General features: G+C 61.3%; 12 protein-coding genes. 6 read left to right on the top strand and 6 right to left on the bottom strand.

Going from position 1 to position 14,814, the window contains the following annotated elements; all coding sequences use genetic code 11:
- Positions 1 to 294 precede the first annotated feature (294 nt).
- The 6 genes from PBDP_RS09025 to cobA all read left to right on the top strand — a co-directional run bounded on the left by PBDP_RS09025 (position 295) and on the right by cobA (position 9,999).
- Positions 295 to 1,506: a nitrate/nitrite transporter gene (locus PBDP_RS09025; protein WP_025212688.1), complete on the top strand. Its 1,212-nt coding sequence runs from the start codon at positions 295 to 297 to the stop codon at positions 1,504 to 1,506.
- Between the two features lie 9 nt (positions 1,507 to 1,515).
- Positions 1,516 to 3,186, top strand: a complete 1,671-nt coding sequence (locus PBDP_RS09020) for a bifunctional protein-serine/threonine kinase/phosphatase (protein WP_212802112.1) — start codon at positions 1,516 to 1,518, stop codon at positions 3,184 to 3,186.
- A 562-nt stretch (positions 3,187 to 3,748) separates the two neighbouring features.
- Positions 3,749 to 6,202 carry a nitrite reductase large subunit NirB gene (gene nirB / locus PBDP_RS09015; protein WP_116831816.1) on the top strand — a complete coding sequence of 818 codons (2,454 nt, stop codon included), beginning with the start codon at positions 3,749 to 3,751 and terminating at the stop codon, positions 6,200 to 6,202.
- A complete protein-coding gene (gene nirD, locus PBDP_RS09010) occupies positions 6,199 to 6,516 on the top strand; it encodes a nitrite reductase small subunit NirD (protein WP_116831815.1) in 318 nt (105 codons plus the stop codon). Before nirB ends, nirD begins: the two co-directional genes overlap by 4 nt.
- On the top strand, positions 6,516 to 9,233 hold the full coding sequence (locus PBDP_RS09005) for a nitrate reductase (RefSeq protein ID WP_212802111.1): 2,718 nt from the start codon (positions 6,516 to 6,518) through the stop codon (positions 9,231 to 9,233). The genes nirD and PBDP_RS09005 overlap by 1 nt, the downstream gene beginning before the upstream one ends.
- A 10-nt stretch (positions 9,234 to 9,243) precedes the next feature.
- Positions 9,244 to 9,999 carry a uroporphyrinogen-III C-methyltransferase gene (cobA, locus tag PBDP_RS09000; RefSeq protein ID WP_109751508.1) on the top strand — a complete coding sequence of 252 codons (756 nt, stop codon included), beginning with the start codon at positions 9,244 to 9,246 and terminating at the stop codon, positions 9,997 to 9,999.
- Positions 10,000 to 10,223: 224 nt separating this feature from the next.
- Here cobA and PBDP_RS08995 read toward each other — a convergent pair whose 3' ends face one another.
- From PBDP_RS08995 to rraA, 6 genes are all read right to left on the bottom strand, one after another.
- Positions 10,224 to 11,258, bottom strand: a complete 1,035-nt coding sequence (locus PBDP_RS08995; protein WP_109751507.1) for an OmpA family protein — start codon at positions 11,256 to 11,258, stop codon at positions 10,224 to 10,226.
- Positions 11,259 to 11,365: 107 nt separating this feature from the next.
- Positions 11,366 to 11,956: an RNA polymerase sigma factor SigX gene (sigX, locus tag PBDP_RS08990; RefSeq protein ID WP_092197526.1), complete on the bottom strand. Its 591-nt coding sequence runs from the start codon at positions 11,954 to 11,956 to the stop codon at positions 11,366 to 11,368.
- Between the two features lie 91 nt (positions 11,957 to 12,047).
- A complete protein-coding gene (locus PBDP_RS08985; protein WP_053183230.1) occupies positions 12,048 to 12,872 on the bottom strand; it encodes a mechanosensitive ion channel family protein in 825 nt (274 codons plus the stop codon).
- 2 nt (positions 12,873 to 12,874) lie between these two features.
- Entirely contained in the window at positions 12,875 to 13,120 is a 246-nt protein-coding gene (locus PBDP_RS08980) for a hypothetical protein (protein WP_014337331.1), read from the bottom strand.
- A 63-nt stretch (positions 13,121 to 13,183) separates the two neighbouring features.
- On the bottom strand, positions 13,184 to 14,179 hold the full coding sequence (gene cmaX, locus PBDP_RS08975; RefSeq protein ID WP_109751506.1) for a divalent cation transporter CmaX: 996 nt from the start codon (positions 14,177 to 14,179) through the stop codon (positions 13,184 to 13,186).
- Between the two features lie 25 nt (positions 14,180 to 14,204).
- Positions 14,205 to 14,696 carry a ribonuclease E activity regulator RraA gene (gene rraA, locus PBDP_RS08970; RefSeq protein ID WP_109751505.1) on the bottom strand — a complete coding sequence of 164 codons (492 nt, stop codon included), beginning with the start codon at positions 14,694 to 14,696 and terminating at the stop codon, positions 14,205 to 14,207.
- Positions 14,697 to 14,814: the final 118 nt, after the last annotated feature.

Raw genomic sequence — 14,814 nt, 5'->3', positions numbered from 1 at the left:
CCGCTCCCACAGGTATTGTGTCCACTAACGATCCATTGTGGGAGCGAGCCTGCTCGCGATAGGCCTCCCCACAATCCCCGGGTTGGCACAGATCTCGCTTAAGCAAACCCACAGGTAACCAACGGCGGTTGCCCCACCTACGACAAAGACGTCGCATACCCTCCTTGCCTCTCTGGCAATCCGGGTTGCGGCGTTTTTTTGTTTTGGCCTCTCGGGGCCGGTGGTGCGACCACAGATGGCGCACTGCTCAAAGCACTGACTCATTTCTCGAGACTTTTACAGCTGAGGTGCGCGATGAATTCAAGCTTCTGGAAATCCGGCCACACCCCGACACTGTTCGCGGCCTTCCTTTATTTCGACCTGAGCTTCATGGTCTGGTACCTGCTCGGCCCACTGGCGGTACAGATCTCCGCCGACCTGCACCTGACTACCCAGCAACGCGGCCTGATGGTCGCTACGCCGATCCTGGCCGGCGCCGTACTGCGCTTGTTCATGGGCTTGCTGGCCGACCGGATCTCGCCAAAGACCGCCGGCATGGTGGGCCAGGTGATCGTGATCGGCGCGCTGTTCTGCGCCTGGAAACTGGGCATCCACAGCTATGAACAAGCCTTGCTGCTGGGCCTGTTCCTCGGTGTGGCCGGCGCTTCGTTTGCCGTGGCGCTGCCGCTGGCCTCCCAGTGGTATCCACCACAACACCAAGGCAAGGCCATGGGCATTGCCGGTGCCGGTAACTCGGGCACCGTGCTCGCGGCGCTGATCGCACCGGTCATGGCGGTGGCCTTCGGCTGGACCAATGTGTTCGGCTTCGCACTGATCCCGCTGGTGCTGACCCTGGTGCTCTTCGCCTGGCTGGCCAAGAACGCCCCCGAACGGCCAAAAGCCAAATCGATGGCCGACTACCTCAAGGCCCTGGGCGACCGGGACAGCTGGTGGTTCATGTTCTTCTACAGCGTGACCTTCGGCGGTTTCATCGGCCTGGCCAGCGCCCTGCCCGGCTACTTCAACGACCAGTACGGCCTGAGCCCGGTCACCGCCGGCTACTACACCGCCGCCTGCGTCTTCGGTGGCAGCCTGATGCGGCCATTGGGCGGCGCCTTGGCGGACCGTTTCGGCGGTATCCGCACCTTGCTCGGCATGTACACCGTTGCTGCCGTCTGCATCGCCGCGGTGGGCTTCAATCTGCCGAGTTCCTACGCGGCCCTGGCCCTGTTCGTCTGCACCATGCTCGGTTTGGGTGCGGGCAACGGCGCGGTATTCCAACTGGTGCCACAACGTTTCCGTCGCGAAATCGGCGTGATGACCGGGCTGATCGGCATGGCCGGCGGCATCGGTGGCTTTGCCCTGGCGGCGGGCATGGGCGCGATCAAGCAGAGCACCGGCAGCTATCAACTGGCCCTGTGGTTGTTCGCCAGCCTCGGGGTCCTGGCCTGGTTCGGCCTGCACGGCGTCAAGCGTCGCTGGAGAACCACTTGGGGTTCGGCCGCTGTCACCGCTGCCCGGGTATAACCTGCAACCATGAGCCTGCAATTGAGTTTCGCCGAAGCCAGTGCCATCGGCCCGCGGGAAGAAAACCAGGACGCCCTGCGCCTGGTCACCCCGGCCCCGGCCCTGGCCGCCAGCAAGGGTTACCTGTTCGCCATCGCCGACGGCGTGAGCCAATGCGCCGATGGCGGGCTGGCCGCCCGTTCGACCTTGCAGGCGCTGGCCCTGGACTACTACTCCACACCGCAGACCTGGGGTGTGGCCCAGGCGCTTGACCGCTTGCTGCTGGCGCAGAATCGCTGGCTGCAGGCCAACGGTGGCGGGCAACCGCTGCTCACCACCGTCAGCGCCCTGGTGCTGCGGGGCCGACGCTTCACCCTCGCTCATGTCGGCGATTGCCGGGTCTACCGCTGGCATGCCGATCATCTGCAACGGGTCAGCGAGGATCACGTCTGGGAACAACAAGGCATGCAGCACGTGCTCAAGCGTGCCCTGGGCCTGGATCAACACCTGATCCTGGACTTTCTCGACGGCGAGTTACGCATCGACGAAACCTTTGTGCTGCTCAGCGACGGTGTCTGGGCAGTCCTGGGGGACACGGCCATCGCCGGCATTCTTCGCGACCAGCCGGACCTGGACCTTGCGGCGCAGACGCTGGTCAATGCCGCGCACCTGGCCGGTAGCCAGGACAACGCCAGCGCCTTGTTGGTGCGGGTCGATGCCGTGGGCGAAGCGAGCATCGGCGATGCCCTGATCCAACTGCAGCAATGGCCCCTGCCGCCGGCATTGAAACCGGGCCAGGTGTTCGAAGGCTGGCAGATCGAAGGCCTGCTCGGCCAGAGCCAACAATCGTTGCTCTATCGGGTACACGACGGTCAGGACCAGCCCTGGCTGCTGAAAACCTTGCCGACTCAGTTGCGCGACGATAGCCGGGCCGCACAGGCATTGCTCTCGGAAGAATGGTTTCTCAAACGGGTCGCCGGGCGACAATTTCCCGAGGTCCATGGCGTTCCCCAGCGTCAGCATCTCTACTACGTGATGCGCGAATATTCGGGCGTGACCCTGGCCGAGCTGTTCAACCAGGACGGGCCACTACCTCTCGCCCAATGGTTGGAGCTGGCGCAGCGGCTGGTGCGGGCGGTGGGCCTGTTGCATCGAAGGCAGATCTACCACCGCGACATCAAGCCGGAAAACCTGCACCTGGGTGACGACGGGGAGTTGCGCTTGCTGGATTTCGGCCTGGCGTACTGCCCGGGCTTGTCCGAGGACCAGGCCAACGTGCTGCCCGGCACGCCCAGTTACATCGCTCCGGAAGCCTTCGCCGGCACCGCGCCAACCGCGCAACAGGATTTATATGCCGTTGGTGTGACCTTGTACTTCCTGCTGACCGGGCATTATCCCTACGGCGAAATCGAAGCCTTCCAACGCCCGCGTTTTGGCGCGCCGGTCGGTGCCAGCCGCTATCGGCCGGACTTGCCCGAATGGCTCGGGCAGAGCCTGGAACGGGCCGTCGCGGCGGATCCGGATCAACGCTTTGAAACCGCCGAGGAATGGTTGTTGCTGTTGGAACAGGGCGAACGCCGCAGTTTGAGCGTCAGGCCCCGGCCATTGTTGGAAAGAGAACCGCTGAAGGTCTGGCGAACGTTGGCGCTGGTGTCGTTGGTGGTGAACATCGTGCTGCTGTTTTTGGTATTTCATGGCTGAGATCCAGTCGCGCCCATCGCGAGCAGGATCGCTCCCACAGGTTTTGTGGCCACCACAGATCCAATGTGGGAGCGGGCTTGCTCGCGAAGGCGGCGGCACATTCAGCATTGATGCAAGCTGATCCACCGCGTTCGCGAGCAAGCCCGCTCCCACAGGGGATTTGCTTGGTATGCAGTTGCAGCATGCACTGAAGCCCTCTGTGGGAGCGAGCCTGCTCGCGAAGGCGGCCTAGCTGTCACTACAAAGCTATCGGCTACCACGCTCCATTACCGGGCAACACGCTTTGATTCGGTGCAATAAATCCCTCCCCCAATCGTGCAATCAGTCGTTCCCCCACTAAATCCGCGCCCTCAAGCCACTTGGCACAACCACTGCATAACCTCTCTCACCATACATACAGCAACGCCTCCAACGATGAAGGCGGTGCTTCCCGAGAGAACGGGACCAGGACAAAGGCGTCCTCGCTAGGCAACTAGCGGGACGCCTTTTTTTGTTTTCGAAAAAATTGCCGAGCCAGCCCGATCACCGTGATGAAACGGGCCTGAACTTGCGGAGAACCCTGATGAAAAAACTCAAACTGGTAATGATCGGCAACGGCATGGCCGGGGTTCGAACCCTCGAGGAGCTGCTCAAGCTGAGCAACGAGCTGTACGACATCACGGTGTTCGGCGCCGAGCCCCACACCAACTACAACCGCATCCTGCTTTCGCCGGTGCTGGCCGGCGAGCAGACCTTCGAAGAGATCGTACTCAACGACCTGAGCTGGTACCTGGACAACAACATCAAGCTGCTGCTCAATCGCAAGGTGGTGGAGATCGATCGGGTCAAGCGCCGGGTCATCGCCGAAGACGGCAGCGAAGCCGAATACGATCGCCTGCTGATCGCTACCGGCTCCACGCCTTTCATCCTGCCGATCCCCGGCAACACCCTGGAGGGTGTGATCGGCTACCGCGACATCGCCGACACCCAGGCCATGATCGACACCGCCAAGACCCACAAGCACGCCGTGGTGATCGGTGGCGGCTTGCTCGGCCTGGAAGCCGCCAACGGCCTGAAGCTGCGGGGCATGGACGTGACCGTGGTGCACCTGGGCGAATGGCTGCTGGAGCGGCAACTGGACAAGACCAGCGGCCAACTGCTGCAAACCGCCCTGGAAAATCGCGGCCTGAAATTCCGCCTCAGCGAACAGACCCAGGCCCTGCACGACGCCGGCAATGGCCGGGTCGGCTCGGTCCAGTTCAAGAACGGCGACATCATCCCTGCGGACCTGGTGGTGATGGCCGCCGGCATCCGCCCCAACACCGAGCTGGCGGAAAAGTCCGGCATCCCGTGCAACCGCGGGATCCTGGTCAACGACACGATGCAGACCTACGATCCGCGCATCTACGCCATCGGTGAATGCGCCAGCCACCGTGGCACCGCCTACGGCCTGGTAGCACCGTTGTTCGAACAGGCCAAGGTCTGCGCCAACCACCTCGCGCAACTGGGCTTCGCCACTTACAAGGGCTCGGTCACCTCGACCAAATTGAAAGTCACCGGCATCGACCTGTTCTCCGCCGGCGACTTCATGGGCGGCGAAGGCACCGAAACCATCACCCTTTCCGACCCGATTGGCGGCGTCTACAAAAAGCTGGTGATCAAGGATGACGTGCTGGTCGGCGCCTGTCTGTACGGCGATACGGCGGACGGTGGTTGGTATTTCCGCCAGATCCGTGAGAACCATGCCATCGGCGAGATCCGCGATCACCTGATGTTCGGGGAAAACGCCCTGGGCGATGTAGGCCACCAAGGCCAGGACAAAGCCATGAGCATGGCCGACAGCGCCGAAGTCTGCGGCTGCAACGGCGTGTGCAAGGGCACCATCGTCAAGGCGATCCAGGAACACGGGCTGTTCAGCGTCGATGACGTGAAGAAACACACCAAGGCCGCCAGCTCCTGCGGCTCCTGCGCCGGCCTGGTGGAGCAGATCCTGATCAACACCGTCGGCGGCGCGGCGGACGTCAAGCCGAAAAGCGAAAAAGCCATCTGCGGTTGCAGCGACCTCAACCATGGCCAGATCCGCCAGGCAATCCGCGATCAGCACCTGCTGACCATCGCCGGGGCCATGAGCTACCTGAACTGGCGCACGCCGAACGGCTGCGCCACCTGCCGGCCAGCGCTTAATTACTACCTGATTTCCACCTGGCCCGGCGAGGCTCAAGACGATCCACAATCACGCCTGATCAACGAACGCGCCCACGCCAACATCCAGAAAGATGGCACCTACTCGGTCGTCCCGCGGATGTGGGGCGGCGTGACCAACCCTTCCGAGCTGCGGCGCATCGCCGACGTGGCCGACAAGTACAACGTGCCGATGGTCAAGGTCACCGGCGGGCAGCGCATCGATTTGCTGGGGATCAAAAAGCAGGACCTGCCCGGCGTGTGGAAAGACCTCGACATGCCCTCCGGCCACGCCTACGGCAAATCCATCCGCACCGTGAAAACCTGCGTGGGCAGTGAGTTTTGCCGCTTCGGCACGCAGAACTCGACCCAACTGGGCATCGAGCTGGAACACGACCTGTTCAACATGTGGTCGCCGCACAAGGTGAAACTGGCCGTCTCCGGTTGCCCACGCAACTGCTCGGAAGCCGGCATCAAGGACGTTGGCATCATCGGCGTCGATTCCGGCTGGGAGATGTACATCGGCGGCAACGGCGGGATCAAGACCGAAGTGGCCGAGTTTTTCGTCAAGCTCAAGACCGCCGAGGAAGTGCGCGAATACAACGGCGCCTTCCTGCAGCTGTACCGCGAGGAAGCTTTCTACCTCGAACGCACCGTGCACTACATGCAGCGGGTCGGCATGGAGCACATCAAGAAAGCCGTGCTGGAAGATCCCGAGCGGCGCAAGGCCCTCCACGAACGCCTGAAGTTTTCCCTCTCGCTGGAGCAAGACCCCTGGAAACAGCGCCTGGAACAGCCACTGCTGAAAAAAGAGTTTGAAGTCATCCCCGTGAAAAACCTGGAGGTGCCGGCATGAACTGGTTGGATATCTGCGCACTGGAAGAAATCAACATCCTCGGTTCGCGCATCATCAATGGCCCCAAAGGCGATATCGCGATATTCCGCACCAGCGATGACGAGGTGTTCGCACTCGATGACCGTTGCCCGCACAAGGGCGGCCCGTTGTCCCAAGGCTTGGTCTACGGCAAGCGCGTGGCCTGCCCGCTGCACAACTGGCAGATCGACCTGGAGAACGGCCAGGCCCAGGCGCCGGATGTGGGTTGCGCCCATCACCATTCGGCCCGGGTCGAAAACGGCCGGGTGCAACTGGCCCTGCGGGACGCAAGCTGATGGACCGCCAGATCACTGCCTCGACCTGCTGTTATTGCGGGGTCGGTTGCGGCGTGCTGATCGAGCATGACGACGAGCGCATCCTCGGCGTCAGTGGCGATCCCGCCCATCCGGCCAACTTCGGCAAACTGTGCAGCAAGGGCTCCACCCTGCACCTGACCGGCGACCTCGCCGCACGCGCCCTCTACCCCGAACTGCGCCTGGGCAAAGGTCTGGCCCGGGCCCGCAGCGACTGGGACAGCGCCCTGGATCACGCCGCCAGCGTCTTCGCCGAGACCATCGCCGAACACGGCCCCGACAGCGTGGCGTTCTACATCTCCGGCCAATTGCTCACCGAGGATTACTACGCCTTCAACAAACTCGCCCGGGCATTGGTGGGCACCAACAACATCGACAGCAATTCGCGGCTGTGCATGTCCTCCGCCGTGGTGGGCTACAAGCGCAGCCTCGGCGCCGACGCCCCACCTTGCAGCTACGAAGACCTGGAACTGAGCGACTGCGTGATGATCGTCGGCAGTAACATGGCCTACGCCCATCCCATCCTGTTTCGCCGTCTCGAAGAGGCCAAATCCCGCCGACCGCAGATGAAAATCATCGTCATCGACCCGCGGCGCACCGACACCTGCGACCTGGCGGACCTGCACCTGGCGATCCTGCCCGGTACCGATGTCGCCTTGTTCCATGGGATTTTGCACCTGCTGCTGTGGGAAGACTGGGTCGACCGCGACTTCATCAAGGCCCATACCGAAGGCCTGGCGGACCTGAAGAACCTGGTACGCGACTACACCCCGGCGATGGTCGCGCAGTTGTGCGGCATCAGCGTCGAACAACTGCACCAGTGTGCCGAATGGGTCGGCACCTCGCCGAGCTTCCTGTCGCTGTGGTGCATGGGCTTGAACCAGTCCACCGCCGGCAGCGCCAAGAACAGCGCGCTGATCAACCTGCACTTGGCCACCGGGCAGATCGGGCGGCCGGGCGCGGGGCCCTTCTCGCTGACCGGTCAACCCAACGCCATGGGCGGACGGGAAACCGGCAGCCTGTCGAACCTGCTGCCGGGCCATCGCGAAGCCGCCAACCCGGAACATCGCGCCGAAGTCGCCCGCTATTGGGGCGTCGAGCAATTGCCCGCCACCATCGGTTTGAGCGCCATCGAGCTGTTCGAGCAGGTTCGCAGTGGCAAGATCAAGGCCTTGTGGATCGCCTGCACCAACCCAGCCCAATCGATGCCAGACCAGACGGCGGTACGTGAAGCGCTGCAAGCTTGCCCATTCGTGGTGTTGCAGGAAGCCTTCCGCACCACCGAGACCGCTGCCTTTGCCGACCTGCTGCTGCCGGCGGCCAGTTGGGGCGAGAAAGAAGGCTCGGTGACCAACTCCGAACGGCGTATTTCCCACGTCCGTCGGGCCATCGGCGCACCGGGGGAGGCTCGTGCGGACTGGGCAATCACAGTGGATTTCGCACAACGCCTGGAGAAACGCCTGCGGCCGGGGCAGCCCAGCCTGTTTGCCTTTGCAGCCCCAGCCGAACTGTTCGATGAATACAAACAACTGACCCGCGGCCGCGACCTGGACTTGTCCGGCATCAGTCATGCCCTGATCGACCAACTCGGTCCTCAGCAATGGCCTTTCCCGGACGGCGCCACTGTCGGGACGGCGCGCCTGTACGTGGACGGGATTTTCCCGACCGACAGCGGCCGTGCCCGGTTTGTGGCCGACCCCTATCGGGCCGCCAAGGAACTGCGTGACGCCCGCTACCCATTGACCCTGAACACTGGCCGCTTGCGTGACCAGTGGCACGGCATGAGCCGCACCGGTACCGCCGCGCAGTTGTTCGGTCATGTGAACGAAGCGGTACTCAGCCTGCATCCCGACGAACTGCTCCGGCATCGCCTGCAGGCGGGCGACCTGGTCAACCTCAAGAGCCGTCGCGGCAGCGTGATCGTGGCCGTGGACAGCGACGACAGCGTGCGCCCTGGCCAGGCGTTCCTGCCCATGCACTGGGGCGATCGGTTCCTCAAGGGCGGGGTCAATACCCTGACTCAACCGGCCTTCGATCCGTTGTCGAAACAACCGGAACTCAAGCACAGCGGTGTGCGCCTGGAACCGGTGAACCTGCCTTGGCAGCTTTTCGCCCTGATCGAAGGCGATGTTCAACAGCATCTGGAGGCGCTGCGCCCCCTGTGTGAGGCGTTTTCCTACGTCAGCCTGAGCCTGACCGGCCGTGAGCGTCCCGCGTTGCTGATTCGCGCGGCCAGCGCTGTTGCCCCCGAACCGCAGCTGCTCCAGGCGATCGACGAGCAATTGGGCCTGATCGATGGGCCGGTACTGGCCTATGACGATCCCCGTCGCTCTATCGGTAAACGGGTTCGAATCGAAAACGGCCGCATCACCGCCATTCGCCTGGCTGGCGAAACCCTGGCTCGGCACTGGCTGCAGAACCTGTGGCTGGAAGGTCGTGCCGATGAACAACTGCGACGCTGGCTGCTGGCGCCTCTGAGCGCGCCGCCGGGCAATGTCGGCGCCACGACGGGGGGCAGCAAAACGCTGTGCAACTGTATGAACGTCAGCCAGCGTGCGATCTGCGCAGGCATTGAACGTGGCCTGGACTTGCAGGGACTCAAACAGGAACTGGGCTGTGGCACGCAATGCGGCTCCTGCGTACCGGAAATCAAGCGCCTGCTGGTTGCCACTGCGCAACCACTGGCGGCTATCTCGTGAGGAAAACACTATGAACGCAAAAGTCTGGCTGGTGGGTGCGGGTCCCGGTGACCCTGAGTTGCTGACCCTCAAAGCCGTGCGCGCCCTGGGTGAGGCCGACGTGGTGTTGATCGACGATCTGGTCAATACCGCAGTGCTGGAGCATTGCCCCGATGCGCGCATCATTGCCGTCGGCAAGCGCGGCGGCTGCCGCTCCACGCCCCAGGCGTTCATTCATCGATTGATGCTGCGCTATGCTCGCCAGGGCAAATGCGTGGTGCGTCTCAAGGGCGGCGACCCCTGCATCTTCGGTCGCGGCGGTGAAGAAGCCCAATGGCTGCGCGAGCATGGCGTCGAGGTCGAACTGGTCAATGGCATCACCGCCGGCCTCGCGGGGGCGACCCAGTGCGATATTCCACTGACTCTGCGCGGGGTTGCTCGGGGCGTGACGTTGGTGACGGCCCACACCCAGGATGGCAGCAGCCTGAACTGGCAAGCCTTGGCACAAAGCGGCACGACGCTGGTGGTGTACATGGGCGTGGCGAAACTGAGCGAGATTCGTGAGCAATTGCTGGCCGGCGGCCTGGCGGCGAATACGCCAGTGGCCATGATCGAAAACGCCTCCCTGCCCCATCAGCGTGATTGCCGCAGTGACCTGGCTTCGATGGAAGCCGATGCAGGCACCTTTCAACTCAAGAGCCCGGCAATCCTGGTGATTGGCGCAGTGGCAGGCGCGACCGAATGTGCAGGGTCGCAGCCTTCGTGGGTTCAGGCTTCGGCGCTGTAACAAACAACACCCAACCACCGAACCTGTGGGAGCAAAGCTTGCTCGCGATAGCGGTGTGTCAGCCCATATGAATGTTGCTGGCCCTACCCCATCGCGAGCAAGCTTTGCTCCCACAGGTTCGGTGTTTTAAGCAGCCACACTGTGGCGACACCAAGGCTCTTTCAATAAATCGCAGGCAAAGAAAAGCCCGGCCTAAGCCGGGCTTTTCCAAAGCTGTGGGCTAATTACTTAGCTTGGGCTTCAACCTGCGCTTCTACGCGACGGTTAACTGCACGACCAGCTTCAGTGGCGTTGTCAGCAACTGGGCGGGATTCGCCGTAGCCAACAGACTGAACGCGGGACGATTCAACACCGTACTGGTTGGTCAGAACTTGCTTAACGGCGTTTGCACGACGCTCAGACAGTTTCTGGTTGTAAGCGTCAGGACCGACGGAGTCAGTGTGACCTTCAACAGTAGTGGTGGTGGATGGGTACTGCTTCATGAAGTCAGCCAGGTTCTTGATATCGCCGTAGCTGTTAGGCTTGACGACCGACTTGTCGAAGTCGAACTTGACGTCCAGCTCAACACGAACGACTTCAGCAACAGCTGGGCAGCCATCAGCGTCAACGGTTACGTTGGCTGGGGTGTCAGGGCACTTGTCGACGTTGTCGCAGACGCCATCGTTGTCGCTGTCGGAGCAGACTTCAGCCGGAGCTGGAACTGGAGCAGCGGCAGGCTTGGAACCGCCACCGAAGTTCACACCGATACCGACGCTTGGAGCCCACTCGGTGTCGCCTTGGTCGATGTTGTACTGAGCTTCAACGCCAGCACGGGCGTAGAAGTTCTCGGTGAAGTACAGCTTGGCACCGCCGCCAACGTTGGCGAAGGTGGAACGGTTACGACCGTTGCTGCCATTCTGGTCGATGCTCTGGTCCGAGAAACCGGCAGAGACGTAAGGACGCAGCATGTCGCCTGGGTTGTTGAAGTGGTACAGAGCGTCCAGAGCGGTGTTGGCGCCTTTGACGTTGGTGCCGTCGTCAGTACGGGCGTTGTGCACTTCGTCGTAGGCCAGACGCAGTTCAACGTCGTCGGTCAGGAAGTAACCAACCGAACCGCCGAACAGGTTGCCGTTGTTCTTGAAGTTACGAGCGCTGTCGAATTGTTCTTTCTTGGCGAAGCCTTCGATTTCAACTGCGCCTTGGCCTTGTGCCAGAGCGCCGAACGAAGTGGCAGCAATCAAAGAACCAATGGCAAAGCCCAAGGTGTTTTTCAGTTTCATCCGTTAAATCCCCATCTGGTGATTGTGAAGCAGTCCCGCAAACCGGGGGACAACTCGGCGGCAAGTCTATCAGAACTTGCCTACACGTAAGAGATATTTGCGCCGAACTAAGTTTCAGCAATGCCCGCAAATTTCTCACGCAATTTGTCTAGAGCGCGCTTGTAACGCATTTTTGTCGCGCTCAAACCCATATGCATTATGTCTGCGATCTCCTGGAATTCCAGCTCTGCGACAAATCGTAGCACCAGAATCTCCCGATCGATCGGGTTCACATGGACCAGCCAGCGATCGAGTCCACCCTTTTCCTCGGGCTTGGGCGCCTTGTCTTCAGACGCTTCCTCGAGAGGGTCCAGGCTCAACGCGTCCATCAAGCGACGCTTTCGCCGTTCCTTGCGATACTGCGTGATGCATTCGTTGTACGTGATGCTGTAGAGCCAGGTCTTGAACTTCGATTTCCCCTCGAAGTTCTTCAGGCCATACAGCACCTTCAACATCACCTCCTGACAGACATCATCAGCGTCGCGATCGTTCCCGAGATATCGTGCACAAACGTTAAATAATGTCCTCTGGTAACGGCGCATCAATTCTTCGTATGCACGCGTTACGTGGAATAACTCCGTATGCGCGCGCGCGACCAACTCCTCATCGGAGAGATCACGGGGGTCGTAGCGCGTGGATAGCGATTGGGGTTTGTTCAAAACAAGTCGGGCCGACAGTCTAGGTCAATGTGCGCCGCAGCCTGCCGTATCGGGCATTTTGCGGCGGCATACATTAGCAGGGTTTGCCGGGTTAGCGGCTACTCACATGCTGTTCCAGCAGGATCCGATTGGAAAGCGACACCAGTTCGCCCTCCTCGGTCAGCAATGTGGTTTTCACCGTGCCGATCTCTTCGATCTGGCCTTCGACCTCGCCAACACGCACTTGTTGCCCAACCTCATACAATTCACGCACATAGATTCCCGCCAGGATCTGCCCGGCGATTTCACGACTTCCCAACCCCATTGCCAGCGCAATCGCCAGACCAACGGTAATCAATACGATCACGATCACGTGGTTGAGCAGGTCAGTCTTGACCTCCAACTGGCTGATCGCCACCGAAATACTGATGATGATCACCAGGCCCTGGGCAATTCGCCCCACGCCAGCGGCGTAGTCCAGCCCAACGCCCTCGGCCGCGCCGCGCACCAGCCCGTTGGCCAGTTGCGCCAGCAGAACGCCGACCAGCAACACCAGCGCGGCACCAAAAACCTTCGGCAAATACAGCGCAAGCATGTCGAGCGTAGCCGAAACTCGCTCGAGGCCAAGGGATTCTGCAGCGGAAACCAGGAAAATCAGCAGTACGAACCAATACACGATCTTGCCGACCAGGGTCGAGATCGGTACCTGGATGCCGCCACGGGACAACAGTTTGGTCAGGCCGGTGCCCCCCATCAGGCGGTCGAGACCCAATTTGGCGAGCAGCTTGGACAGCAGCGTGTCCAGCAGCTTGGCCACGACAAAACCCAGCAACAGCACCACCAGAGCGCCGAACAGGTTCGGGATGAAGTTAGCCACCTTGGTCCACAACGCAGTCATTGCCGTGACGAGGCTCTGGGTCCAGAGATCAAGTTCCATATTCAATCAGCCTTATCAGCGGTGCGAGTAACAGGTTTACGGCGGGAAACCGGCGAGACATGGGCCGATCCGTTATTCAGGGCGATCATCAGCGCGGGCAACCAGCGGCCCAGCAGGCTGAACAGATCGCCCGCACCGACCTGGCGGTTGGCGGTTTTCAGTACACGTCCCAGGCACGCATCATCGTCCCGGCTGGACGGCGAAGCCTTGAGCATGTCGCGCAAAGACTGTTCAAACGGATCGTGCATACGCACCTCTCGTGATGTCTGTGGAAGACGCGATCAAATTTCGTCGGGTCACATGAAACCCCATCACACCCAGCGCAAGCGGCGGAACAACCACCACTGCCCGAGCGCCACGCAGATCATCAACAGGCAGGCAATCATGAAACCGTAGGGGCTTTCGGAAAACGGAATGCCGCCGACATTGATGCCCAGAAGGCCGGTGAGAAAACTCATCGGCAGGAAAATCCCGGTGACGATGCCGAAGCGGTACATGGTGCGGTTCATGCGCACCGAAAGGCGCCGGTCTTCGGCCTCCAGCACAAGCCCCACGCGCTCTCGGGTCAATTCCAGTTCCTCGAGGTAACGGGTCAGGCTGTTGTTCAATTCGTTCCAATAGTCGCTGTCATCGTCGAAAAACCACGGCAGCTTGAGTCGCGTCATCTGGCCGAAAATGTCCCGCTGTGGCGCCAGGAAGCGCTTGAGTCCGGCGGCCCGTCGCCGGATGTGCAAAATGGCATCGTGCTCGGGGGTATACCGTTCGTCGGTATCAAGTTTTTCTTCCTCGGTATCGACGATCTCAGAGAGACAAGTGACCAGGTCCTGCACTTTGTTGGTGAGGTACTGCGCCATATAAAGGATGAGTTCCGACGCGTTTTTCGGTCCTTTGCCCTCGGCCAACTGCGCCAGCAGTTCATCGGTAGCGCGCAACGGACGCAGGCGCAGAGAGATCACCCGCTGGGCGGATGCAAAGATCCGTACCGAGACCATGTCTTCCGGCTCGGCACCCGGGTTGAGGTTGATGCCTCGAAGAAACAGCAGCAACTCGGCGTTGGGCAATGGCAACAGGCGCGGACGAGTATTCTCCTCGAGCAGCAGGTCGCAGTTGAATTCGCTCAAGCCGCTGGATTTGCGCAGCCAGGTGTGGGTTTGCGGATGACTGCGATCCCAGTGCAGCCACAGGCTTTCATGGGCCTGCAACTGCAAATCGTCGAGTTCGGTCCGGGCTATGGAACGCGCGCCGCCTTTACCGTCCAGCACCAGGGCATGCACCAGCCCCCACTGCGCGTTTTCTTCCTCGAACATCCTCATCCCTTATGGCAGTGGTGCTTCATTCAGGCATTTTCAGCGGGCTAGGCGAGACGATCACGCCGTTGTTGTCCGCGTAGACATACTCGCCTGGACGAAACGTCACGCCGGCAAAGGTCACCGGCACATTGAGTTCGCCGACGCCACGCCGGTCGGTTTTCATCGGGTGGCTGGCCAGGGCCTGGACCCCGAGGTCGGTCTGGGCAATAACGTCTACGTCACGGATGCAACCGTAGATCACCAGCCCTTCCCAACCATTTTTCGCGGCTTTTTCCGCCAGCATGTCCCCCAGCAGCGCCCGACGCAGGGAGCCGCCGCCGTCGACGACCAGCACCTTGCCGTTGCCCTCGAGTTCAACCTGCTCCTTGACCCGTGAGTTGTCTTCGAAGCACTTGATGGTCACGATTTCGCCGCCGAAGGAGTCGCGGCCACCAAAATTGCTGAACATCGGCTCCAACACCTGCACCAGTTCCGGGTAGGCGTCGCACAGGTCGGGCGTGAGGTAATGGTTCATCGAACAACTCCTGAAAGGCTGGAACGTCGGACTGAATGAGCAACCGTTTGTGACTGGAACCGCGTCAAGCGTCATATCTTAGCCGCAAGCCGACCAGAGCGAAATGCCCATGTCAGAG

It is taken from the genome of Pseudomonas sp. St290 (assembly GCF_018325805.1).
GTDB classification, from domain to species: domain Bacteria; phylum Pseudomonadota; class Gammaproteobacteria; order Pseudomonadales; family Pseudomonadaceae; genus Aquipseudomonas; species Aquipseudomonas bijieensis.
Note: the sequence above shows the minus strand (reverse complement) of the source record. Positions and strands in the feature narration are given on the sequence as shown.

What these genes read in the sequence shown, in the direction of transcription:
- PBDP_RS09025 (WP_025212688.1), top strand. Translation starts at nt 295, where the DNA reads ATGAATTCAAGCTTCTGGAAATCCGGCCACACCCCGACACTGTTCGCG.
- PBDP_RS09020 (WP_212802112.1), top strand. Translation starts at nt 1,516, where the DNA reads ATGAGCCTGCAATTGAGTTTCGCCGAAGCCAGTGCCATCGGCCCGCGG.
- nirB (WP_116831816.1), top strand. Translation starts at nt 3,749, where the DNA reads ATGAAAAAACTCAAACTGGTAATGATCGGCAACGGCATGGCCGGGGTT.
- nirD (WP_116831815.1), top strand. Translation starts at nt 6,199, where the DNA reads ATGAACTGGTTGGATATCTGCGCACTGGAAGAAATCAACATCCTCGGT.
- PBDP_RS09005 (WP_212802111.1), top strand. Translation starts at nt 6,516, where the DNA reads ATGGACCGCCAGATCACTGCCTCGACCTGCTGTTATTGCGGGGTCGGT.
- cobA (WP_109751508.1), top strand. Translation starts at nt 9,244, where the DNA reads ATGAACGCAAAAGTCTGGCTGGTGGGTGCGGGTCCCGGTGACCCTGAG.
- PBDP_RS08995 (WP_109751507.1), bottom strand. Translation starts at nt 11,258, where the DNA reads ATGAAACTGAAAAACACCTTGGGCTTTGCCATTGGTTCTTTGATTGCT.
- PBDP_RS08985 (WP_053183230.1), bottom strand. Translation starts at nt 12,872, where the DNA reads ATGGAACTTGATCTCTGGACCCAGAGCCTCGTCACGGCAATGACTGCG.
- PBDP_RS08980 (WP_014337331.1), bottom strand. Translation starts at nt 13,120, where the DNA reads ATGCACGATCCGTTTGAACAGTCTTTGCGCGACATGCTCAAGGCTTCG.
- cmaX (WP_109751506.1), bottom strand. Translation starts at nt 14,179, where the DNA reads ATGTTCGAGGAAGAAAACGCGCAGTGGGGGCTGGTGCATGCCCTGGTG.
- rraA (WP_109751505.1), bottom strand. Translation starts at nt 14,696, where the DNA reads ATGAACCATTACCTCACGCCCGACCTGTGCGACGCCTACCCGGAACTG.